This is a genomic window from Mycoplasma sp. 480, from assembly GCF_051353065.1.
GTDB lineage: Bacteria > Bacillota_I > Bacilli_A > Mycoplasmatales > Metamycoplasmataceae > Mesomycoplasma_A.
Genome location: NZ_CP195722.1, coordinates 786,229 through 811,778, shown reverse-complemented (window position 1 = coordinate 811,778; position 25,550 = coordinate 786,229). Strand labels below are relative to the sequence as shown.

20 protein-coding genes are annotated in these 25,550 nt (G+C 22.8%); 19 read left to right on the top strand and 1 reads right to left on the bottom strand.

Annotated features, from left to right (window positions below):
• The first annotated feature begins 32 nt into the window (after positions 1 to 32).
• From ACR34G_RS03410 to ACR34G_RS03330, 17 genes are all read left to right on the top strand, one after another.
• Complete coding sequence (locus ACR34G_RS03410) at positions 33 to 758, top strand: ATP-binding cassette domain-containing protein (protein ID WP_436358566.1); 726 nt, start codon at positions 33 to 35, stop codon at positions 756 to 758.
• Positions 736 to 2,406 carry a hypothetical protein gene (locus tag ACR34G_RS03405; protein ID WP_436358564.1) on the top strand — a complete coding sequence of 557 codons (1,671 nt, stop codon included), beginning with the start codon at positions 736 to 738 and terminating at the stop codon, positions 2,404 to 2,406. Before ACR34G_RS03410 ends, ACR34G_RS03405 begins: the two co-directional genes overlap by 23 nt.
• Entirely contained in the window at positions 2,406 to 5,957 is a 3,552-nt protein-coding gene (locus ACR34G_RS03400) for a hypothetical protein (RefSeq protein WP_436358563.1), read from the top strand. Before ACR34G_RS03405 ends, ACR34G_RS03400 begins: the two co-directional genes overlap by 1 nt.
• A complete protein-coding gene (locus ACR34G_RS03395) occupies positions 5,938 to 8,310 on the top strand; it encodes a hypothetical protein (RefSeq protein ID WP_436358562.1) in 2,373 nt (790 codons plus the stop codon). The genes ACR34G_RS03400 and ACR34G_RS03395 overlap by 20 nt, the downstream gene beginning before the upstream one ends.
• Positions 8,310 to 9,410, top strand: coding sequence for a hypothetical protein (locus tag ACR34G_RS03390; protein ID WP_436358560.1), 1,101 nt, complete (start codon positions 8,310 to 8,312; stop codon positions 9,408 to 9,410). The genes ACR34G_RS03395 and ACR34G_RS03390 overlap by 1 nt, the downstream gene beginning before the upstream one ends.
• Complete coding sequence (locus tag ACR34G_RS03385) at positions 9,328 to 11,637, top strand: hypothetical protein (RefSeq protein ID WP_436358559.1); 2,310 nt, start codon at positions 9,328 to 9,330, stop codon at positions 11,635 to 11,637. Before ACR34G_RS03390 ends, ACR34G_RS03385 begins: the two co-directional genes overlap by 83 nt.
• Complete coding sequence (locus tag ACR34G_RS03380; protein ID WP_436358557.1) at positions 11,637 to 12,743, top strand: hypothetical protein; 1,107 nt, start codon at positions 11,637 to 11,639, stop codon at positions 12,741 to 12,743. Before ACR34G_RS03385 ends, ACR34G_RS03380 begins: the two co-directional genes overlap by 1 nt.
• A gap of 8 nt (positions 12,744 to 12,751) precedes the next feature.
• Entirely contained in the window at positions 12,752 to 13,258 is a 507-nt protein-coding gene (locus ACR34G_RS03375) for a hypothetical protein (protein WP_436358556.1), read from the top strand.
• Positions 13,259 to 13,260: 2 nt separating this feature from the next.
• Positions 13,261 to 14,352: a hypothetical protein gene (locus ACR34G_RS03370; protein ID WP_436358554.1), complete on the top strand. Its 1,092-nt coding sequence runs from the start codon at positions 13,261 to 13,263 to the stop codon at positions 14,350 to 14,352.
• Between the two features lie 170 nt (positions 14,353 to 14,522).
• Positions 14,523 to 14,855, top strand: coding sequence for a hypothetical protein (locus ACR34G_RS03365; RefSeq protein ID WP_436358553.1), 333 nt, complete (start codon positions 14,523 to 14,525; stop codon positions 14,853 to 14,855).
• On the top strand, positions 14,855 to 15,952 hold the full coding sequence (locus ACR34G_RS03360; protein ID WP_436358552.1) for a hypothetical protein: 1,098 nt from the start codon (positions 14,855 to 14,857) through the stop codon (positions 15,950 to 15,952). Before ACR34G_RS03365 ends, ACR34G_RS03360 begins: the two co-directional genes overlap by 1 nt.
• Before the next feature lie 110 nt (positions 15,953 to 16,062).
• Positions 16,063 to 16,479: a hypothetical protein gene (locus tag ACR34G_RS03355; RefSeq protein WP_436358550.1), complete on the top strand. Its 417-nt coding sequence runs from the start codon at positions 16,063 to 16,065 to the stop codon at positions 16,477 to 16,479.
• A 7-nt stretch (positions 16,480 to 16,486) separates the two neighbouring features.
• A complete protein-coding gene (gene nusA, locus ACR34G_RS03350; RefSeq protein ID WP_436358549.1) occupies positions 16,487 to 18,181 on the top strand; it encodes a transcription termination factor NusA in 1,695 nt (564 codons plus the stop codon).
• Complete coding sequence (locus ACR34G_RS03345; RefSeq protein WP_436358547.1) at positions 18,174 to 18,452, top strand: YlxR family protein; 279 nt, start codon at positions 18,174 to 18,176, stop codon at positions 18,450 to 18,452. The genes nusA and ACR34G_RS03345 overlap by 8 nt, the downstream gene beginning before the upstream one ends.
• On the top strand, positions 18,433 to 20,238 hold the full coding sequence (infB, locus tag ACR34G_RS03340; RefSeq protein ID WP_436358546.1) for a translation initiation factor IF-2: 1,806 nt from the start codon (positions 18,433 to 18,435) through the stop codon (positions 20,236 to 20,238). Before ACR34G_RS03345 ends, infB begins: the two co-directional genes overlap by 20 nt.
• A gap of 1 nt (position 20,239) precedes the next feature.
• Positions 20,240 to 20,587 (top strand): 30S ribosome-binding factor RbfA, encoded by a 348-nt coding sequence (rbfA, locus tag ACR34G_RS03335; RefSeq protein WP_436358544.1) that lies wholly within the window; start codon positions 20,240 to 20,242, stop codon positions 20,585 to 20,587.
• A gap of 147 nt (positions 20,588 to 20,734) precedes the next feature.
• Positions 20,735 to 21,937 carry an IS256 family transposase gene (locus ACR34G_RS03330; RefSeq protein ID WP_436358543.1) on the top strand — a complete coding sequence of 401 codons (1,203 nt, stop codon included), beginning with the start codon at positions 20,735 to 20,737 and terminating at the stop codon, positions 21,935 to 21,937.
• 282 nt (positions 21,938 to 22,219) lie between these two features.
• Here the strand turns inward: ACR34G_RS03330 and ACR34G_RS03325 are convergent, their stop codons facing one another.
• The gene (locus tag ACR34G_RS03325; RefSeq protein WP_436358542.1) at positions 22,220 to 23,575 is read right to left on the bottom strand and encodes an ATP-binding protein; all 1,356 of its coding nucleotides are present in this window, start codon (positions 23,573 to 23,575) and stop codon (positions 22,220 to 22,222) included.
• Between the two features lie 375 nt (positions 23,576 to 23,950).
• Here ACR34G_RS03325 and ruvA point away from each other — a divergent pair, with 375 nt between their 5' ends.
• Both ruvA and ruvB read left to right on the top strand, forming a co-directional pair.
• Positions 23,951 to 24,601 carry a Holliday junction branch migration protein RuvA gene (gene ruvA, locus ACR34G_RS03320; protein ID WP_436358541.1) on the top strand — a complete coding sequence of 217 codons (651 nt, stop codon included), beginning with the start codon at positions 23,951 to 23,953 and terminating at the stop codon, positions 24,599 to 24,601.
• Positions 24,579 to 25,538 (top strand): Holliday junction branch migration DNA helicase RuvB, encoded by a 960-nt coding sequence (gene ruvB, locus ACR34G_RS03315; RefSeq protein ID WP_436358540.1) that lies wholly within the window; start codon positions 24,579 to 24,581, stop codon positions 25,536 to 25,538. The genes ruvA and ruvB overlap by 23 nt, the downstream gene beginning before the upstream one ends.
• The last annotated feature ends 12 nt before the right edge of the window (positions 25,539 to 25,550 follow it).

Here is a 25,550-nt window from a genome sequence, read left to right as displayed (position 1 = left end):
TTTTTTTAAATAAAATGATATAATTAGAATATATGAGTAAAGTAGTTATCAAAAATGTGAGTAAAATTTATAAGGACAAGAAAATATTAAACAATATTTCACTTAACATCGAATTTAAAAGTTTTTATTTAATAGCAGGAAATAATGGTTCTGGTAAAAGTACACTTTTAAAAATAATTGCTGGAAATGATTCAGATTATGATGGTGAAATTTTTATAGACAATGAGTTTTTAGAAAAAATCAAAGGTAAAAAAGATGTTTTATATTTCAACACTGATTTGAAATTTCCAAGCAACATGAGTGCATTGAAATTTATTGAACATTTTTATTATTATTTTCATCAAAAGAAAATTTCAAAACAAGCAATAAAAGATAAAATGCAAGAATATAAAATATCCTTTAATAAAAACCCAAATAAATTTTCTTCAGGAGAAAAACAAAAATTAATTTTGATATTAGTGGAATTTATTAAGCCAAAATTACTACTAATTGATGAATTAGAAAGTAATTTAGATATTTATTGAAAAGAAAAGTTTTACAAAACTATAGATAATTTAAGAGTTGAAAACGATATGACTATTGTAATCGTTTCCCATGAGATAAATAATATCTTGCCTTATGTTACAGATTTTGTATTGCTTGATTCAGGTGAAATTAAAGAAATCAATTTAAAAGAAAATAAAAACAAAAAAGAAAATTTTACAAAAGTAATTATAGAAACACTCAAAGGAGAATATGAAAACAATTTTAAAAAATAATTTTAAGTATTTATTTAAAACACATACAATTTGAATATTGTTGGTATTTTGTTTTTTATCTTCGTTTTCAGTAATTCCTGTAATTTTAAGTAAGAATAATTTAATAAACTATAATTGATTTATCTTTTATATTAATTTTGTCATTTGTGCAATTATTTCTTTTACTTTGATTTATTTACTTTTTATAGGAACTAAAAGAAATTTCTACGATGGTTTTCAAAACACTTTATTTTCTAGTAAAAGAGTAATTTTATTTTCTAAAATAATAACTATTTATATATTATTTAGTGTTACAAATTTCCTTGTAATATTAAATCAAATAATAATTTCTCTCGCCACCTCTAGTGAGTTAGTTGTAATTTATATTACTTTATTAAATTGACTAGTTAATAACTTTGTTTTTATATTATTTTCCTTTATTTTTCTTTTAATCATCAAAATTTTTAAATCATCTATGAAAAATATTTTGATCAATTCAATGATAACTAGTACTTTTATTTTAATTCCTGTTATAACAAGAAGTACTATTAACTATTCAGAAAATTATAAAAATCCAAATATTTTTCAAGCTATAGAGTTATCAAAAGAAAATAAAATGAATTATTATAATGTTTCTGAAAAGTTTTTAAACTATAAAAATAAAGAATATTTTGATTTTATTGAATCGCTATATTTACTTTCAATTTTAGTATTTAAAGAAAATATGCACAACAATATAAAACATATAGAAAATAAAGGAAATTATAATACTTTATATCAAATAAATCAATTTGACAAGCATGATTGAGATACTACTAACAATGAATATTTTTTATATAAAGAAAATCAAGAAGCACTTTTAATCTTAGATAGAAATTCATTATTGTCTACACTAAATTTTTCTAACATAAATAAGAATATAAATTATGAAAATCTAAAAGTAAAAATAAATAAAGATTTATGAGATGAAAAAGATTTTAGTGATGATGAAATTTTGTTTATAAGACAACTAAATGGTTTAGATAATATAAATATTCAAACTTTTAAAAGAGATTTTATCTATTTTCTAAAAGACCAATTTTTTATAAAACAATTTATTGAACAAAATTCACAAGAATTATTTGATTTTCTGAATTTATTGTTTATAAAAAGAAGATTTATAAATGATAAATTTGTAAATAATAAACTGAGCAAATTTTATGTAGAATCTTTGATTTTAAATAATAAAGAAATAGATTTAAATTCAAAAATAGATAATCAAGATTTTGAATTTATATCTCAAAAATATTTAATATTCAAGGATAATAAAGTTTGAATATTAAATAGTGCATTTAAATATTTTGAAGTAGATTTATCACAATTTCATATTTATTATTCAAATATTAACACAATCGATGATTGAAAAAATTATTTGATTTCTGAGTCATTTTCAATTCAAAATTTATCTGATAAATTGAAAAACTTTAAATATCTATCAAACAATGAAAATAAAAATTATGAATTTGAATTTTTAGCAAATAAACCAAAAATTACTGATTTTCAATATGTTGTAACTAATAAAATATCAGTAAAAAATAAGTTTAATTATTTAGGTTTAACTTTAATAATATTAGTTACATTACTAAATGGTTCATTTCTAATATTTTATTGGGTAAAAAGGAGTAAATAATGAAAAAATATATTAAAAATTTAGGTTTTGGTGCAATAGCAACAGTTTTAGTAGGTTCAGGAGTTGCTGCTGCCATTTTAATGCCTATAAATAAAGAAAATAAGAAAACAATTAATGAAGAAGAACAAATCAAAAGTAGTATTTTAGAACAATTAAAACAAGAAACACAATATCAAAGCAAAGATGTTTTTGTTTCAAAAACATTAGATAAACTAATCGATAATTTTAGTGATTTAAATGTAATGTTAGATCAAAAAATAGAAGCAGTTGAATTCTTTTCTAATAAAGATATTCAAGAACTTGAAAAACAGATTTTACCAAGTAATGAGTTAAATTCTAATTTATTTGGACCAACTCTTGTAAGAAAAGATGAATTAGAAAATAAAGAAGTTTTTCTTGGAAAAGATAATCAAGTTTTTACTGATGAATTAGAAGCAAAACTTTCATATTTTAATGTAAATTCCTTTTATAAATATGAAACAACTTTAGATAAAAATAGCGGCAATGCTAAAATTTTTCAAACTAAAGCCGAATTAATTAATTATTTTGAAAATCTTTATCAAGAGATTGCTACTAAAAATATATCAGATAAGCAAAAATTAAGTGAATTAAAATCAAAAATTAAGTTTGCTAAAACTAATAAACATATTAAAGCACCAAATGATTTAATTTCTTTTTCTGATATTTCAATTAAATCTAATTTAGATAATTTTGTAAAAAATAATTACAAAAAATACATTTATTTTAAAAACAAAATTTATGAATATGATAACTTTATCAAAAATCAAGTATTTGATTCATATTTAAGTGAATTACCGATTTTAAAATTAAATTCAACTAACGGACAAAATAAATTTATTGTTGATTTAGATAAATCAGTAAAAGAAAATTTCTATGGGAAATTATTTTTAGATAGTCCATCAGGTTCTATAAATGACATTGTTGATGTAAATAATTGAAATAAAAAAGAGAGAGAAGAAAAATTATTTACAAACCCAATGGAAGAAACTAAAAAAAGTCTTGTAAATAATTTTGTCTCTCAAATTATTAAACAAAAAAGTGATGCTAATTTTGACAAATTCCTTTTAAATTCCCATTTAAACGAAAATGATAAAGAAAAATTACAAAAAGATTATAATCAAAATTTCTCAATTTTAAATAATTATTTATTAAGAGAAGATCTAGAGAATTTGAAAGAAGAATTTTCTAAAATTAAATATGCTAATTTAAAAGACGTTACTCTTTGAGACAAAATTCAAGATGCAAATAAGATCCTTTTAAAAGGAAAACACGGAACTATATTTAATCAAATTTATTCCTTTTATATTTCTTCTATTTCAGCAATGTTTGAAAGTAAAATTAACTTTAAAACAGTTTATGTATTTAAGAAATATATAAAATCATTTTTAAATACTATTAATACAACTTTAAAAGAAATATTCACAGATGAATTTTATGTTACAGAAAACAACGAACACATTGATTTATTAAAATTGTATGGTTTAAAAGATGATTTAAATATTTCGGTATCAACAAGTCCTGACTACTTTTTAGGTTCGCTTACACAAAGTACTAAATTTATGAATGCAATTAATTTAATAAATTTTGCAACCGCTTCTTTAACTAACACAAATTCAAGTGAAGAATTTGATAGAATCCTTTTATTAAAAGACACTAATAGCGAAGAAGAATTAAGAAAATACAAAGAATTTTTTGAATTGTATTCTTTAACTTCAAAAACCAAAAATGCCTATAATTACAACGAAAACACTTTAGAATATGTTAAAAATGTTCCTGTTTTTAACTCTTTAAACAAAAGCCAACAAGAATTTATTGATGCTACTATTGCAGTTTCAAAAAGCATTAAATTTGTTTTAAAATCTTCAATAGAACAATTATTAACACTACCTGATGTTGATATATTTAACATTGAATATGAAGAAAGTAGTAGTGCTTATATTCCATCCAAAGAAATTAAAACATTAAAAGATCAATATAAAGATTATTTTGAACTAATTAGTTTTGTTAAATTTGCTTCAAATGATTTTGCAAATCACACTTCTTTAATTGATTCTCCAAAGTTTTATGACACTGTTCTAACTTTAAGACAAGAAAAAGATAAAATACTAAAAAAAGTGGATCAAAAAACTCATTGAAAATGAACAAAAAAATTCAAAAGTACGGGAAAATACACAAAACCAACTAAAAAACATATTAGTGAACAAAATCAAAAATTTTTAAATAAAAGTGCAGCACTTTTAGGTCTTGCAACAGATTTCATCTTCTTTGCAAGTACAGAAAAAACACTAGAATCCACCTTATATTTTATTAAAAATGCAGCAGGAGCAATTAAAAACTTAAGTCAAGTTTTAGGACCTTGAGTTTTTGGTGTTGAAATCCTTTTTGACTTTATTATTCAAGCAATAGGAACAGAAGAATTTCATGAATATGTTTTTAAACCAAATTCAGAAGAAGATTATATTTGACAAGGCGGAAGTTCCACAAAACGTTTTTGAGGATTATGAAATAAAGTAAATTCTGACATTAGCAAGATCAAAGATAAAATCTTAACACCAGTAAAAATTTTAAATGCAACAGTAAAAGATGAATTTTATTTTAATAATAAAAAATATGATCAGTATATGTTTGAATACCTTAAAAAAGAAGTAATTCAAGAAATTGAAAAAGGAAATTTACAATTAGAATATATCGATGATTTAAAAATATTATATTCCTTTGAAAAAGAAATTCCTACATCAAATTTTGATAAAAACACTATGCCTTTCTTTGAGAGTGTTGAAGAATTGCAAAATTATTTAGCAAACGAAAATAATCGCGCTAGATACTTAACAGATATTACTTATTTAAAATTTGACTCTGATAATTTTCAATATAAAGTAGATAACTATAAAGAATTAATGAAAAAATTCATTAACTATTTAAATATTAATTTAAAACCAATTTATTTATTACAGGTTCCTGAACTAAAAGATTCTTATCCATTAGAACAAGAAAAATTTTTAGAAAATCTTTCACTAGAAAAATATGATAATTCTTATTTAAGTAGAGAAGAAATTGAAAAATTATTATTAAATAATGATTTAAGCAACAGTGAAAGGTTTGTTGTACTAGATACAAATATTCGTTTTAATTCTAAATATGTCTATTTAGATGTTAAAAAAGAAATAGAGCAACTGCTTGCTAAATATGCAAACAAATTTAAAGTTAGATCAAAATTTGCATTAAGAAGAGATATTGACGGTCAATATAAATATAGTGAACTCAAAAGTTATCAAAAAATAATTCTTTATAAAACTTTTGATAAAGAAAATAATGTTAAATATTTTTTAAATTATGATCAGGCAAAAGAGTTTTTAAAAACAGATAAAAGTTTAGATATCAGAAAAGAAGTTTATCGCTACAATCCAAGAACTGTATATTCTTATTTAGGAAAAGAATTTGACTCCAAAGAAGAATTAATAAATTACTTCATAGAAGAATATAGAAAAAACAAAATAAAAGGTGAAAACAATGAAAAAAATAATATTTAGTTTAACAGCAGCAACTTATGTTGCTTTACCAGTAATTTCTGTTTCTGCTTATGGCGAATCAGAAACAGGATATTTATATGTAATGGAAATAAATGGTGTACCTAAATCATTTAGAAATCATCAAGAAATTCTAAATGAATTATTAAAAATAGGAAACAGAAGATTTACAAGTGCAATTGGTTTAAAAGACACAAATAATCAATATGGTCAAGTTTTTCTCGAAACAGAAAAACTTTATAAATACGATCGAGAAAAAATAAAACCTGCATACAGAGATATTTTTGGAAATTATGTTGATAATCAAAGACTTGCAATTGATTCATACATTTCTGAAAACAGAATAGTTAAAAAATACTTTGATAGTTTCAACAATCCTTTTGATACGCAAGAAGAAGCGCAGTTAAGTATAGTCGAAGGAATTAAAGAAAATTTAACTTATAATCCGTTTTATGAATTTAAAGTTAAAGAAGTAAACCAACCAGAATACGATTTAAAAATCAATCCATTTATACAGGATGATATAGATAAATTGAGAGATATTTTAGCTAAAGAAAATGTAATTATACGTCATAAAGATGATTTAGAAAATGTAAAAATTAATCAGGAAAAACAAGGAATTACACTCAATGGAAATGATTATATTTATCATAGAGATAATACTGATTTAGAAAATTATTTAAAAAATATTATGAATAATTTTATTGATGATTTATTTGATATGAAAAACGAAAACGTTTTTAAATTGCAATTTAAATTAGTTGAAACAAAAGGAGATAAAAACAAATCAAACAATGGTTTCGAAGTTTCTATTAATGATGATGAAAGTAATTGATCTATTATGCAAAATGATGAAAATGGTCTTACTTTAGAAAAAAATGTTAGTCAAAATTATATAGATAAATATAATGTAGAAAATGTTTTAGAAACAATGAAAAATTCTGATGATTACTTCACAACAGATTTAGAACAGAAATATAATTTTTTTGTAAATAAAGTTGGAGATGTTACTCTTAGATTAAAAGAAAAAAACTTTTTATCAATAAATAATATGTATATAAAAACAAAGACTAAATGAAAACTTAATGAACAAGCAATTGTAAGATTTTTTGGTACTTCAATAGCACCAGTAAGTATTTTGGATTCTTATGATAGAGCACAAGCGTGAAATAATTTTAATATAGAAGTTAACTTAAAATTAGATACAAATAAATTAAAAAGAATTTTTGAAAATAGAGTTAAAAACTTAACCATACAAACTCTAAATAATCAAATAACTTTAACACTCAATAAAATTTTGAAAAACAATCCTGAATTAAAAGAAAAATATAGAGAATTAAATAATGATTTAATGTTAGATGTGGAAAGTAAGAAAAAGTTTATATCTGAATCAAATAATCAATTTATTTCTTGACTCCCTGAATATATTTATAGTTATGAAAATTCTATTTCTAAACAAAATAATAAAAAAACACTGAATAAAAATTTTAATTTTAATTCACTATCAGTTTTGATTAAATATAGATTATTGGGAATAAATTTAGATATTTATAACATTTTTATGAAAAATAAATTCTTTTCTTTAAATGATAAATTTGTTTATAAAAATCAAAATAATATATCATTATTTGAAAATATAGAAAAAGATGATTATACAATTATTAATCACAAAAAATTAATAAAAAGCCCATTTAATAATCAAAAAATAAAATATATAAACAAAACTGATTCTACTATAAATGGATTAAATCAATTAAGAAGTATTTGATTAGATTATTATGAAAATAATAAAACTAAAAAAGATGAAAAATTGCTTAAGATTTTAGAAAATTTTAATGAATATTTTTGAAAAAATAAAGAATTTTTATTTTTAGAAAACACCAAAATAGGAATTTTAAAAAACTTTATTTCTGTAGATAACGCAGAGAAAAAAATCTACAACTATAATTCAAGATATACCAATATTACAAAATTAGCTAACCAAACAGAAGAGTCTAATTTAGAAGAATATCTTTTAAAAAGGATGAAACCTAAAGAAAGATATTATATCCCAGGATTAAAAAGCACATTAATTTCTCGTGGACAACCTTTTAGAGAAGAATTATTTGAGTTTAATGATCCTAAAATTTTCCAATTGAACTACAGATTAATTCTTGGAAAATTAATTCTTCCTGTAGCAGAAAGAAGATTTTATGTAGAAGATAACAAATCTATTGAAATAAAATCTAACTATTATAATTTGTGAACCATAGATTTAAATAATCAAGAATTATTCTTTGATTCTCAAGAAGGAATGATGTCATATCTAAAAGATTATATAAAATATAGAACTAAAAAAATAGAAGGAACTAAATAATGAAAAAGAAAATATTATTAACTAGTGCAGCAATCCTAGCTTTTGCTTCTGTAAATTTGGTAGTAAGTTGTAATCATGAAGAAAAATCAAAAGAACCAAATTTTCCAAAAACGCCTGAAGAACAAAAATATGAAGAACTTTTTAACAAATATAAAGAAAAATATGTAGGAACTGACAATTATGTATTTGATGATTTTGAAGAATTTGATTTCAATAATCATGAACATTATGAAATTGTAAATATGAAAAAATTAATTGAAATAGATGAGTATTTTCAAGATACTTACCCTTCTGAAGAAAATAAAAATATCAACAACAATAATAATATTTTTTGATATTTTAAAAAAGAAGAATTTCAGAAACTTTATGATTGAATAAAAGATTACAATTTTAAATTTAAAGTATACAAGGATGTAATTGATCAATTTGCTCCCAGTAAAAAAATTAAACAAAATAATAAAGAGGATATATATTTAGTTAAAGAAAGTAATTTTGATTTCACTTTTTCTAAAAAACAAGATGATTATTTAATTGTTGTGGCAATGTATCCATTTATTATGGAAAGACTTTTATTAATACCAAATGTTAAAATAAAAGGTTATTTTTATTTTAATTCTAATTTAGTATTTCAAGAAGAATTTAAAAATAATTATTTTTCTGAATTGTCTATATTTTCTAATATAAATTTTAGAAATTTAATTAATTCAAAATACAAACTATTTTCAACTCCAAAACCAAAATTAAACAAATTTTTAGAAGATATATCTAAAGAAGATATTTCTAAATTCAATTCAAATATTCCTAAAATAAATTTCTCTTCTATTTTAGATATTAGCAATAAATCAGAAAATTATTTTAATGATTGATATAATATTGAAAATGATTTAAACTCAAGGGAAAATGCTCAAATAATTGCAAATAAAGATTTAAATAATTTTTACGATTATGATTTAACTTTTTCTAGAGAAAGAAAAGTACGAGATTATGATGTAAAAACAGATGAAAGAAGAGAATACATTGAAAAGGATTCTATTCACTTTATACTTTCTAGACCGCTTAAAATTATATCTACTGAAGGAAAAAATCAAAAACAAAATTAAAATTCTAAATGAATTATTAAAAATAGGTAACAGAAGATTCACAAGTGCAATTGGTTTAAAAGACACAAATAATCAATATGGTCAAGTTTTTCTTGAACCAGAAAAACTTTATAAATATGATCGAGAAAAAATAAAACCTGCATACAGAGATATTTTTGGAAATTATGTTGATAATCAAAGACTTGCAATTGATTCATACATTTCTGAAAACAGAATAGTTAAAAAATACTTTGATAGTTTCAACAATCCTTTTGATACTCAAGAAGAAGCGCAGTTAAGCATAGTTGAAGCAATTAAAGAAAATTTAACTTATAATCCGTTTTATGAATTTAAAGTTAAAGAAGTAAATCAACCAGAATATGATCTAAAAATCAATCCATTTATACAGGATGATATAGATAAATTGTATGAAAAATTATCAAAAAAAGATGTAATTATACGTCATAAAGATGATTTAGAAAATGTGAAAATTAATCAGGAAAAACAAGGAATTACACTTAATGGAAACGACTATATTTATCATAGAGATAATACTGATTTAGAAAATTATTTAGAAAATGTTATGAATCATTTTATTGATGATTTATTTGATATGAAAAATGAAAACGTTTTTAAATTACAATTTAAATTAGTTGAAACAAAAGGAGATAAAAACAAATCAAACAATGGTTTTGAAGTTTCTGTTAATGATAATGAAAGTAATTGATACATTATGCAAAATGACGAAAATGGTCTTACTTTAGAAAAAAATGTTAGTCAAAATTATATTGATAAATATAATGTGGAAAACGTTTTAGAAACAATGAAAAATTCTAATGATTATTTCACAACAGATTTAGAACAGAAATATAATTTTACAGTAAATAAAGTTGGAGATGTTACACTCAGACTCAAAGATAAAAACTTTTTATCAATAAATCATATGCATATAAAAACAAAGACTAAATGAAAACTAGATGAGTATGCTTTTCTAAGACTTTTGGGTTTTTCCAAAGCACCAGTAAGCATTTTGGATTCTTATGATTCAGCAAGAGCATGAAATAATTTCAATATAGAAGTCAACTTAAAATTAGATACAAATAAATTAAAAAGAGTTTTTGAAAATAGAATTAAAAATTTAAACATACAAACCCTAAATAATCAAATAGTCTTAACTCTCAATAAAATGTTTAAAAATAATTCTCAATTAAAAGAAAGATATAAAGAATTTAATAATGATTTAATGTTGGATGTAGAAAGTAAGAAAAAGTTTATATCTGAATCAAATAAACAATTGATTTCTTGACTTCCAGAATATATTTATAGTTATGAAAATTCTATTTCTAAACAAAGTAATAAAAAAACAGTAAATAAAAATTTAAATTTTAGCTCTTTACCTTTTTTAATTAAAGATAGACTTGCAGATAATAAATTACTTATATATCGAATTTTTACTAAAAATAAATTCTTTTCTTTAAATGATAAATTTGTTTATAAAAATCAAAATAATATATCATTATTTGAAAATATCGAAAAAAATGATTATACAATTATTAATCATCAAAAATTAATAAAAAATCCATTTAATAATCAAAAAATAAAATACATAAATAAAACAGATTCAACTATAAATGGACTAAATCAACTAAGAAGCATTTGATTAGATTATTATGAAAATAATAAAACTAAAAAAGATGAAAAATTGCTTAAGATTTTAGGAAATTTTAATCAATACTTTTTAAAAAACAAAGAATTTTTATTCTTAGAAAATACCAAAATAGGAATTTTAAAAAACTTTATTTCAGTGGATGATGAAGAGAAAAAAATCTACAACTACAATTCAAGATATACCAACATTACAGAATTAGCCAACAAAACTGAAGAATCTAATTTAGAAGAATATCTTTTAAAAAGAATGAAACCTAAAGAAAGATATTACATACCAGGATTAAAAAGTACATTAATTTCTCGTGGACAACCTTTTAGAGAAGAATTATTCGAATTTAATGATCCTAAAATTTTCCAATTAAACTATAGATTAATTCTAGGAAAATTAATTCTGCCTGTAGCAGAAAGAAGATTTTACGTAGAAAATAACAAATCGATTGAAATAAAATCTAACTATTACAATTTGTGAACAATAGACTTAAATAATCAAGAGTTATTCTTTGATTCTCAAGAAGGAATGATGTCATATCTAAAAGATTACATAAAATATAGAACTAAAAAAATAGAAGGAACAAAATAATGAAAAAGAAAATATTATTAACCAGTGCAACAGTTTTGACCCTTGCTTCTGTAAATTTGGTAGCAAGTTGTAATGAAGAGAAAACTAAAGAACCAGATATTCCAAAAACACCTGAAGAGCAAAAATATGAAGAACTTTTTAACAAATATAAAGAAAAATACGTAGGAACTGATAATTATGTGTTTGATGATTTTGAGGAATTTGATTTTAATAATCATGAACACTATGAAATTGTAAATATGAAAAAATTAATTGAAATAGATGAGTATTTTCAAGATACTTACCCTTCTGAAGAAAATAAAAATATCAACAATAACAATAATAATATTTTTTGATATTTTAAGAAAGAAGAATTTCAGAAACTTTACGATTGAATAAAAGATTACAATTTTAAATTTAAAGTATACAAGGATGTAATTGATAAATTTGCTCCAAATAAAAAAATTAAACAAAATAATAATAAAGAAGATATATATTTAGTAAAAGAAAGTAATTTTGATTTCACTTTTTCTAAAAAACAAGATGATTATTTAATTGTAGTTGCAATGTATCCATTCATTATGGAAAAACTTTTATTAATACCAAATGTCAAGATAAAGGGTTATTTTTATTTTAATTCAAATTTAATATTTCAAGAAGAAATGAAAAATAATTACTTTTCTGAATTGTCTATATTTTCTAATATAAATTTTCCAAATTTAATTAATTCAAAATACAAATTATTTTCAACTCAAAAACCTAAATTAAACAAATTTTCAGAAGATATATCTAAAGAAGATATGGTTAAATTCAATACAAGTAATCCTAAAATAAATTTCTCTTCTATTTTAGATATTAGTAATACATCAGAAAGTTATTTTAATGATTGATATAATATTGAAAATGATTGAAACGCAAGGGAAAATGCTCAAATAATTGCAAATCAAGATTCAGAAAATTTTTATGATTATGATTTAACTTTTTCTAGAGAAAGATTGGAAAAAGAATATGATAGTGAAATAAAAGATTATAGAAAACACATAGAAAAAGATTCTATTCATTTTATATTGTCAAGACCTTTAAGAATTATATCAACTGAAGGGGAAAACGAAAAAAGAAGACGTTAATTCTTTTTTTGAAAAAACAAAGAATTTTTATTCTTAGAAAATACCAAAATAGGAATTTTAAAAAACTTTATTTCTGTAGATGATGCAGAGAAAAAATCTATAATTACAATTCAAGATATACAAATATTACAGAATTAGCAAACCAAACTGAAGAATCTAATTTAGAAGAATATCTTTTAAAAAGAATGAAACCTAAAGAAAGATATTACATCCCAGGACTAAAAAGTACCCTTATCTCTAGAGGACAACCTTTTAGAGAAGAATTGTTTGAATTTAATGATCCAAAAATTTTCCAATTAAACTATAGATTAATTCTTGGAAAACTAATTCTGCCTGTAGCAGAAAGAAGATTTTATGTCGAAAATAACAAATCAATAGAAATAAAATCTAATTACTACAACTTGTGAACAATAGATTTAAATAATCAAGAACTTTTCTTCGATTCACAAGAAGGAATGATGACATATCTAAAAGATTACATAAAATATAGAGCTAAAAAAATAGAAGGAACATAATAATGAAAAAGAAAATATTATTAACTAGTGCAGCAATCTTAACTTTTGCTTCTGTAAATTTGGTAGCAAGTTGTAATGAAGAGAAATCTAAAGAGCAAGATTTTCCTAAAAGTCCTATTAGACAAAAACACGATGAGCTTTTTGACAAATATAAAGAAAAATACGTAGGAACTGACAATTATGTGTTTGATGACTTTAAAGAATTTGATTTTAATAATATAAATTATTATCAAATTGTTAATGCTAAAAAATTAGTAAAATTAAATCCTGTGTATGAATTAACTCACCTTGAAACAGAAAATAATCAAAATATTTATCTTTATTTCACTGAAGAAAGTCAAGAAAAATTTGCTCAATGAATGATAGATTTTAATTTTAAATACAGCGTATATAAAGAAGTAATAGATAAATTTGAACCAAAGAAAAAAATTAAACAAAAAAATAATAAAGAAGATATATATTTAGTTAAAGAAAGTATTTTTGATTTTTCTATTTCTAAAAAACATGAAGAATATAGTGAAATAATTGCTATGCATTATTATGTTATGGATAAAATTATACAAATACCAAATGTAAAAATAAAAGGATTATTTGCTTTAACAACATCGTTTGCTTTTGGACCAAGCGAAGAACATAGTTATTTTTCTAATTTAGATATAGAATCTAATTATTCATTTGATGAAAGGGAAAAAGGAGATCATTCCAAAATATTTTCAATACCAAAACCTAAAATAGAAAAATTAATACCAAACATTCCTAAAAAAGAAATTGATAAATTCAATTCCTCTAAACCTATAATAAACTTAAAAACAACACTTGATTTTGGTTTGAAATCAGAAAACGATTTAAATGATTGATATAACATTGAAAACGATTGAAGAGCAAGAGAAGATGCTCAAATAATTGCAAATCAAGACTCAGAAAACTTCTATGATTATGATTTAACTTTTTCTCGAGAAAGAAAAGTACGAGATTATGATGTAAAAACAGATGAAAGAAGAGAATATGTAGAAAAAGATTCTATTCATTTTATACTTTCAAGACCTCTTCAAATTATATCTACTGAAGGGAAAAACAAAAAAAGAGAATATTAAAACAATTATAAAAAAGAAGCCACAAAATTAAAATATACATTTTAAAAAACTTTATTTCAATAGATGATTCTGAGAAAAAAATCTATAATTACAACTCAAGATATACAAACATTACAGAATTAGCAAACCAAACTGAAGAATCAAATTTAGAAGAATACCTTTTAAAAAGAATGAAACCAAAAAAAAGATATTACATCCCAGGACTAAAAAGCACCCTTATCTCTAGAGGACAACCTTTTAGAGAAGAATTATTTGAATTTAATGATCCTAAAATTTTCCAATTAAATTATAGATTAATTCTCGGTAAATTAATTCTGCCTGTTGCAGAAAGAAGATTTTATGTAGAAAATAACAAATCTATCGAAATAAAATCTAATTACTACAACTTGTGAACAATAGATTTAAATAATCAAGAACTTTTCTTCGATTCACAAGAAGGGATGATGTCATATTTAAAAGATTACATAAAATATAGAGCTAAAAAAATAGAAGGAACAAAATAATGAAAAAGAAAATATTATTAAATAGTGCAGCAACCTTAACTTTTGCTTCTGTAAATTTGGTAGCAAGTTGTAATTATGAAGAAAAGTCTAAAGAACCGGATTTTCCAAAAACACCTGAAGAACAAAAATATGATGAACTTTTTAACAAATATAAAGAAAAATACGTAGGAACTGACAATTATGTGTTTGATGACTTTGAAGAATTTGATTTTAATAACAGAGATTATTACGAAATAATAAATGTTAATAAATTAATAGAATTAAGACCTACTTATGAAAGCATAAAATTAGAAAATTTTAATAATGAAAACATTTTTATATATTTTAAGCAAGAAAAAACAGAAATTTTCTTTAAGTGATTATTAGACTTTCAATTTAAATTCAAGGTTTATAAAGATGTTATTGATAAATTAGCTCCAAATAAAAAAATAAAATACAAAAACGGAAATGAAATTTATTTAGTAAAAGAGAGTAATTATAAATTTAAATTTAATTTTTCTCAAAGTGATAAAGATTATAATGAAATTTTTTCCATTAATACAACAATAATGGAATACTTATTATCAATTCCAAATTTACATTTAGAAGGACGCTTTGCTTTTAATAAAGCTTTATATTTCCCTGAAGATTATAATAATAACTATTTTTCTAAAATAAATTTATTGTCTAATTTTGGTATTTTTCAGTATAAAGCAAATGAAAATTATAAATGATTTTCTACTCCAAAACCTAAAATAGAAAAAATATTTCCAGGTATTTTGCAAAAAGAAATTGATAAGTTTCACTCATCTTCGCCTATAATAAATGTATTTACAACAGAAAATTTAGGTTTCACATCTCGAAATTATTTAAACGACTGATATAACATTGAAAATGATTTAAGTGCAAGGGAAAATGCTCAAATAATTGCAAATCAAGACTCAGAAAACTTCTATGATTATGATTTAACTTTTTCTAGAGAAAGAAAAGTACAAGATTATGATGTAAAAGCAGATGAAAAAAAAGAATATATTAAAAAAGATTCTATTCATTTTATACTTTCTAGACCACTTAAAATCATATCTACTGAAGGGAAAAACGAAAAAAGAAGAAATTAATAATTTGCATAATTTATTTATAAAAAAATATTATTGGTTTATAATTATATTAATAGTAATAAAAAAATGGTTGCTGTTAGCAACCTTTTCATATATTTTTAAGGAGAAAAATGGATATTTTAGAAAAATTAAAAGAGAATTTTAGTTCAATTTTAGAAGCTTATTTTGAAAAAGAAGGAAGTCTTAATTTTTTAAGAATAAAAACAAATTTTACTGATTTGAATGATATTGAAAAAATTTCAAGAAAAATATCTGACTTTTTAGATAAAGAAGATTCTATAAAAGAAGAATATTATTTAGATGTATTTTCTAAAGGGTCTGATATTGATATAAATATAGAAAATATAGAAGAATTTATCAACAAAAAAATTCAAATTTGATTTAATGAAAAAGATTTTATTATAGGAAAATTAATCCAAAACAATGAAAATACTTTATTACTAGAAATTAATTTAAAAGGCAGAATGAAAAAAGAAGAAATAAACAAAGAAAAAATAGAAAAAATTAATTTATATATAAATATTTAGGAGAAAAATGGCAAGAAAATCTGTAAATTCTAAAAATATTTCAAAGAACAAAATATTTTTTAATCAATTAAAAGAAATTTCAGAATTTAGAAAAATAGATATACAAACAATTATGAAAATTCTTGAAGATTCTTTTATAAAAACAATTACTAAAAACTTAGATCCTGACGCTGAAATAGAACTAATTGTTGATTATGAAAATGAAAATATTAGATTAGTAAACAAAACAGCTTTAGTAGTTTCTGACGAAACTTATAATGAAGATATTGCAGCAGATGAAGGTTTAAAAACTTGTGAAATTTCCATTTCACAAGCAAAACAATTATTTGCACACAAAGTTCAAGAAGATGAAAAAGTTTCTATTGATATTGATTTTGAAACTTTGCCAAAAAATATATTTTCACCAGTTCAGCAACAATTTAAACAAAAAATTGCCGAACTTGTAAGAGAAGCTGTTTATCAAAAATATTCAACTTTAAAAGGAAAAGTAGTAAAAGCAAAATTAATTTCTAAATTAAGAGCAGGATACTTATATGAAATTGAAGACGATCAAGTTCATGCATTTATGCCTAAACACTTAGCTACAAATTCTAAAAAGAAGAATGAGCTTGGTTTAAGCGAAGATGTTTATATTGAAGATGTGCTTGAAGAAGTAAAAGATACACAAATAATTATTTCTAACTCATCAAATAACATCTTAAAAGACTTAATTGAAAAAGAAATTCCTGAAATTGCAGCAGGAGAAATAGAAATCTTTAGAATCGCAAGACACGCAGGTGAAAGATCAAAAGTTGCTATTAAATCTACATCTGGAACAGTGATTAATAATGTTGGAGCATTAGTTGGAAAATCCGGAAGCAGAATTGAATTAATAGTAAATGAACTCGGAGAAGAAAAAGTGGATATTATTGAATATTCAGAAGATTTAAACCAATTTATAGTAAATGCTTTAGCACCAACAAGAATAGTTTCTGTTTTACCATTTAAATCTAAAAAACTTAATAAAATTGTTGTTGTTGTTCCTGATTCACAACATTCGCTTGCTATTGGTAAAAAAGGAATTAATGTTACTTTAGCTTCTGAATTAACAAGATCAAGAATTGATATTTATTCTTATTCAAAAGCTTTAAATGATGGTTTTAAATTAAACTGAAATGGAAATATTAGTTCTGAAAGTGAATTAGAAACAATCGAAAACGAATTTAAAAATAGAACTTCAGCAAATGCTAAAATCAAAAAAGCACCTTATACTACTAATAAAACAAGAAATAGTAAATCTAAAATTAATCCTAATTATTTACTTGATGAATTTGATAAAGATATTCAAAAATATAACGAAGATTTTGGTTTAAATATTTCTGAAGAAACAGCAAATAGCGAACAAAAAGTAGAAAAAAATGATTCAACTTCAAAATCATCAACTAAAGTTGAAAAAGATTCTGTAGTTAAAAATAATAGAAAAGCAAATGTAAATAAATTTGATGGTGATAGCATTTTTGACAATGCATTTTCTGATTTTCAAGATAATATTGATAACAACAAACCAAAAACAGAAGAACTTTATACAAAAGAAGATTTAAAACAAATTAGTGAAGAAATTAAGAATTACAAAATGGATAATGATTTAGCTGAATTTGCTGGTTTAAATGATTTTGATTTTGATATAAATGATGCTGATTGAGATGATGAAGAAAATGAATAATGACTATTCAAGAAAATGCATTTTTTCAAACAATATCATCCCTATAACAAAATTAATGCGTTTTACTAAAACAAAGGAAAATACAGTAATTATAGACAAAAATAAAAATCTACAAGGGCGTGGAGCTTATATAGAAAATGTCAAAGAGAGCATTTTAAAAGCTTTTGAGAAAAAACTTCTTAATAAGTCTTTTAAAATGAATATAACAAAAGAAAATTACGATCAATTAAGAAAGGAAATAGAACTAATTTATGGCAAAGAAACACATTAGAAAATCTAATACAGAAGAAATTAAATCCCAGTTAGTTAGTGTAAAAACTGAATTAAAAGATGGTATTTTTATTTTTACAGGAGCAATGACAATTGCAGAATTTACAAAAAAAATTAATAAACCTGCTAATGAAATCATTACAAACCTTTTTAAAAAAGGAAAAATGTATACTTTAAATCATACACTTTCTGAAGATGAAATAGCTGAATTGTGTATTGAATATGGTTTTGATTTTCAAAAAGAAGTAGAAATAAATGCTTCCAACTTTATGGATGAAGTTGAAATAAGTGATCATGAAAGTGAACTTGAAAATAGAGTACCAATAATTACTATAATGGGACATGTTGATCATGGTAAAACAACATTATTAGATACTATAAGAAAAAGTAATGTTGCAAGTGGTGAAGCTGGTGGTATTACTCAACACACTGGTGCTTATCAAGTTGAATACCAAAACAAAAAAATAACCTTTTTAGACACTCCAGGTCACGAAGCATTTACAGAAATGCGTGCAAGAGGTGCAAAAATAACAGATATTGTTATTTTAGTAGTTGCTGCTGATGATGGAGTTATGCCTCAAACCATTGAGGCAATTGATCATGCAAGAAATGCAAAAGTTCCTATAATAGTTTTTGTTAACAAAATTGACAAACCTTCAATTGATATTGAAAGAGTAAAATCAGAACTTTCTACCCACAATATTCTTCCTGAAGAATGAGGAGGAGACAATATGTTTGTTTATGGTTCTGGTAAAACCGGTCAAGGACTAAACGACTTATTTGAAGCAATTAATTTACAAGCGGAAGTTCTTAATTTAAAAGCAAATAGAAATAGATATCCTATCGGTACAGTAGTTGAATCAAAATTAGATAAAGGTAAAGGAGTTACTGCAACATTAATTGTTCAAAATGGAACTCTTTATCCAAGAGATTTTATTGTTGCAGGTTCTAAATACGGAAAAATTAGAACAATGCATGATTCCCATGGACAAATTCTTGAAAAAGCAACTCCAGGTACTCCTGTAGTTGTTACTGGTTTAAATTATGTGCCTTTAGCAGGAGATAAATTCTTTGGTTTTCCAGAAGAAAAATTTGCTAAAAATTTAGCTGAAGAAAAAGCTTTTGTAGATAAACAAACACAACTAAAAGAAAGAAATTCCGTAATTTTTGAAGAAGGTAAAAAAGTTATTAATTTAATTATCAAAAGCGATGTGCACGGAACTTCAGAAGCTATAAAATCATCTTTAGAGAGATTAAAAAACGATGAAGCTTTTGTTAATGTAGTACATGCTTCTGTTGGAGATGTTACAAAAGCAGATATTTTACTTGCAGAAGCATCAAATGCAATTATTTATGTATTTAATACAAATGTCCCAAGCTCTATAAAACAGTTTGCAACTCAGCAAAAAATAGAGATAAAAGAATATTCTGTAATTTATAAAATCACCGAAGAAGTAGAGACTTTATTAAAAGGTTATAAAGAACCAAAATATGAAGAAGTTAATATAGGTGAAGCATTAGTTCTTAAACTTTTTAGTTATTCAAAAGTTGGGATTATTGCTGGATGTACTATGATTAGTGGTAAATTTAAAAATAACTGTAAAGTTAAAGTTATTAGAAAAAATAAAGTTATTTATACAGGAAAATTGGACTCTTTAAGAAAAGGTCCAAATGATGCTAAAGAAGTAGCAATGGGTATGGAATTTGGTTGTCATATTTATAAATATAACGAAATTCAAGTTGATGATACTATTCAAGCATTTGAAGATGTTTTAATTGAAGAATAATATGAACTCAATTACATTAAGAAAAAAAGAATCCCACTATTTTTTACTAGTTTCTAAAATTATAAGTGAAGAAATAACAAATGCTAATATAATTGGAGCAACTGTAAATGATGTAAAACTTTCTAACGATGGTTCACATTTAAAAATTTATTTAAGTTTTATAAAATCACCTCAAAAAGGTTTAGAAGCAATAAATAATGCAAAAGGATTTATTAGAACTCAATTATCCAAAATAGTAAATTCTAGAACAGTGCCACAATTACATTTCTTTTTAGATGAAGTATTAGACAATGCACAAAGAATAGAAGAAATACTTGCTAAAATCAAAGAAAAAGATAACTCTAAGTAAGTTATCTTTTTTTATTTAGGATTATTAATATAAAGTCATAAATTGAAAAAACATTTGGTTAAGCTTTCGGAAGTGTAATAAATTTTGTGTAAAAATTTCTCAATAGCAAATATTTAAATTAAAATATTTATAAGGAGAAATTTTTTTATGAATAAAAAATTAGAAACTGCAAAAGAGCTTTACGAAAAATATAAACCAAAAACAATCGAAGATGTTTATGAAATTGTAAAAAATAATACAAAAGATCTTCTTGAATCAATTCTTCAAGAAGAAATGAAAAAACATTTAGGTTATGATAAATATGAACATGAAAAAATTATTAAAGATAATTATAGAAATGGTTCGTATACTAAAAATGTTAGATCACAATTTGGAGATATGGAAATAGAAATTCCAAGAGATAGAAAATCTAATTTTGAACCGCAAATTGTTCCTAAATTTCAATATGATATTTCTCATATCGAAGGACAAATAATTAATTTATATGCAAAAGGAATTTCCACTAGAGATATCTCAAAAACATTAAATGAGTTATATGGAATTGAAGTGGAACCAAGTTTTATTAGTAGAGTAACTGATAAAATAATGCCACAAATTATAGAGTGACAAAATAGACCATTAGATAAAACTTATGGTATGGTTTTTATTGATGGAATACGTTTTAAAGTTAAAGAAGATAACAGATTAGTTGAAAAATCTGTGTATATTGTTATGGGTTATTCCTTGGATGGATATAAAGATGTTTTAGGTTTCTGAATAGGAGAATCAGAAAGCGCAAAATACTGAATGCAAGTCTTAAATGACATAAAATTACGGGGAGTTGAAGAAATTTATTTAATTTCCAGTGATAATTTAACAGGGATTTCAAATGCTATAAAAGCAGTTTTTCCTAAAACTCAAATTCAAAAATGCATAGTTCATCAAATTAGAAATTCTGTTAAAATTTGTCGAACTATAAAGACATTAAAGAATTTACTTCAGATATGAAAAATATTTATCAATCTAATAATATTGATGAAGCTTCTCGATTTCTTCAAATATTTGAAGACAAATGAGATAGTAAAATATCATTATGCAATAAAAAGTTGGAGAAATAATTTCGATGAACTTTCTACTTTTTTCAATTTTCCAAAAGAAATTAGAAAACTAATTTATACAACAAATGTAATTGAAAATCTTAATAGAAATATTAGAAAAATTTCTAAAAATAAAACTTCCTTCCCTACCGAAGATTTGCTTATGAAAATAGTTTATTTTGCAATTCAGAATCAACTTGAAAAGTGAAAAACAATTACCTCAAATTGAGGGCAAATTTTAAATCAATTAAAAATAGTATTTGATAATGAGTAATTAAAAAATCATAAATGACTTACAAAAACAGGATTAAATTCCTGGTTTTTGTTTTGTCTATTTATGATTTTTTGTATAATTTTAATAGATTTGTGTTTTGCTATTCTCAAATCTCTTACTAAAAAGTAAGCAAGAGAAATTTACACAAAATATCTTACACTACCAAGCTTTCTCAGTTTAATGTATTAAAAAACTGTTTATGCCTGTTTTATGGGGCAAAACGGTTTTTATTTATCTGATTTAATTACATTTTATTGTGTTTTGATTTTTATTAATTCTCATTTAATTATTTTTTATTTTTCAATAACCCTTTTTTGAACTTCCTATATATTCTATTTTATTTTCTTCTTTTAATTTAGCAATATCACGTTCAATTGTTGTTTTAGACACTCCTAATATATTTTTAAGATTACTTCTTGTTATATTATTATTTACTTTCATTAACTCTAAAATTTTCTCTATTCGTTTTTTAGTATTTTGTTTTAAATTTTGGGCTTCATTTTGGGCTTCATTTTGGGCTTCATTTTGGGCTTCATTTTGGGCTTCATCTTCTATTTTATAATTTCTATTGAATAATGTAACAATCACGCCGTTATCAGAAATATAGTATTTAGGTTGTTTTTTAAAATCAGAATAATCTTCAAATATTCTTCTTACTCCTGTTGCATAGTTTTCTATCATATCAATTTTATCTAATGCATTTACAATGATTTTATTTCTTTTTGCAGCCATTCCCATTTTTATATTTTCAAGAGTTAAACCATCAGGTAAACTACCTGGTGAAAAAATTTGAACTCTATCTATATAAAATTCAATTTTTACATCACCGCTTAGTGTATAGTCTCTATGGCAATAACAATTTACAATAGCTTCTCTCAATGCTCTCTTAGGAATGTCTAAATACTCTTCTCTATCTGGTTTACCTGAAATGGTAACTCTTTTTCTATTGGATAAACTAGAAAAATACAATATCTCATCTAGCTGTTTTAAAATTGACCCAGTAAATTCTTTTTTATCTAAAAATTCAATAACTCCCTTATCTTGAAACACTGCGAATTTACTTATTGTTGGATTTTGATCACTTAACAACAAAGCAGCATTATTATATTTATCATTTTTGCCTTTTAACGATAAAGCATATATATCAAATTTTATATTTTTTTCTTTAAATCTATTTTCAATATATGTAAAAGTCAAATCATTTCTATCAATACTATTTGATTCAAAATCATTTGATGGATGATTTCTAATCATTCTTTCAATTTCATTAAAACTTGCAACTCTTTTTGTACTACCAACTCGAATAAAAATCCCTTTAGAATTAAATCCTTCTCCTTCTTTATAAAAATAAGGTTTCTCCTTACCTTCAGTTATTTTAATTTTAAAAGGTATTTCATTAGGAAGAATATCAATTAAGTTTATAACATTTGGACTAAAAGCATTTGACACTCAATTAGATAGCAATTGTTCTCATTCTTGTTTTTTATTTTCTATCAATTCTTTATCAATACTACCATCATCTCTAACTCCTAGATGTATTTCTCCACCCTTGCTGTTTAAAAAAGAAACTATTTCTGCTTTTAGTTTATTTGCTTTATCTGGAATATCAATTTTATATTCAATTTTACTATTTTCCATATATCTCCCTATTTATGCGTTTGTTGTTTTCAAATATCATTCAATGAATTTATTATATCCAACACTTTATTTATTATATTTAAATTTTAATATTGTTTTAAAATTCAGAAATAGTTGATTTATTATACTTTTTCTTTTAATTAAATTATACATAACATAACTTATTTTAGTTTAAATCAATTGAAAATTTAATTAATTTTCTAAATCTATGTTTTTAAATTAATTTTTATTTATTTTTTTATATTAATTTATAAATAGGGGCTTTAATAATACTTCAATATTTAAAATTTTAGGAAAAACGAGCTTATTTTCCTAATTTTTTTCTTTTTTATTTGTTTTTTATAAAAAAAAGAAACTTTTAGATGGAGGAAAAAAATGGAAATTTATAAAATAGGAAAAATAGTTTCAAAAAACAAAAATTACATTATATTAGAAAGTTCATCAACAGGACATCTTATATATGTTGTCAATAGCGATAAATTTGAAAAAGGAGAAAATAGAAAAGTTTATATTTACAATTGAGAAAATGATTATCAAAAAACAACATATGGATTTGAAAATTTTAGAGAAAGAATTTTATTTGAAGATTTATTAACAATATCAGGTGTTGGTCCTAAAACAGCATTATCCTTTATTTCTGAAGGATGAGAAAAAGGAATTAATTTAATTGCAGAAGGTGATTGAGAAAGACTTTCAAAATATACTTATATATCACAAAAAATAGCAAGACAAATTGTTTTTGATTTTCAAAATAAATATAGAAAAATATTAAGTAATTTAAAATCCAAAGAAGAAAAAGTAGATGAAAACAGCACAGAAAATGAATCTCATGAATTTGAAAATGAGTCTAATTCAAAACTTGATTTTAAGGTAATGAGTGAATTAGAAGATACACTTAAAGTCCTTGGTTTCCAAAAAAGACAAATTGATTATGCGATTTCATCTTTAGAACCAAGTGAAAATTTTGAATTCTTAGTTGAAGAAGCTATTAAATTAATTTCTAATGCAAGAGAATTTAGAAATTAGACCAAAAAATTTCGATGAATTTATTGGTCAAACAGAGCTAGTTAATATAATTAAAGTTTTAATAGGTTCATCAAAAAAGCGTAAAAAAACTCTTGATCATTTATTGTTTTTTGGACCACCAGGTCTTGGAAAAACAACTTTAGCAAAAATTATTTCAACGGAATTAGATGGTCAAATTAAGTTTATACAAGGTTCTTTAATAGAGAAAAAATCAGATATTCTTTCAATTTTTGGTTCTGTTAAAAAAGGGGATTTAATTTTTATTGATGAAATTCATTCTATGAATAAAAATATGGAAGAATTACTTTATACAGCAATGGAAGAATATGTAATTGATATTCAAATTGGAGTAGATGGAGAAAATAAAATAATGAGAATGAAATTACCTGAGTTTACTTTAATAGGTGCTACAACTAAATTTGAAAGATTAAGTCAACCATTAAAAGATCGTTTTGGTTTCATTGCAAAATTACAAAAATATTCTCCAGAAGAAATGAAAATCATTGCAAAAAATTCTTCATCAAAATTAAATATAGAAATTTCAGATAATGATATAAGATATATCACTAAATTTGCTAATAGTACACCAAGAATTTTAAACAATATTTTAAAAAGAATCAGAGATTTTTATATTTTTTCTCAAAAATCTAAAATTGATAAAAATTTAATTGATGAAACTCTTAAAAATATTGGAATTCATCATAATGGTTTAACTCATTTACATGTTGATTATTTAAAACTTTTAGGTAATATTTTCAAAAGAAAAAGTGTATCTTTGGATGTAATTTCAGGAATTTTAAAAGATAATAAAGATAACATATTGTTAAATATAGAACCCAATTTATTAGAATTAAATTTAATTGAAAAAACTAGTAGAGGGAGAAGAATTACGATTGAAGGAGAAGAATATTTAAAAAAATATAACTATATTAGTTAAAAATAACTAAAA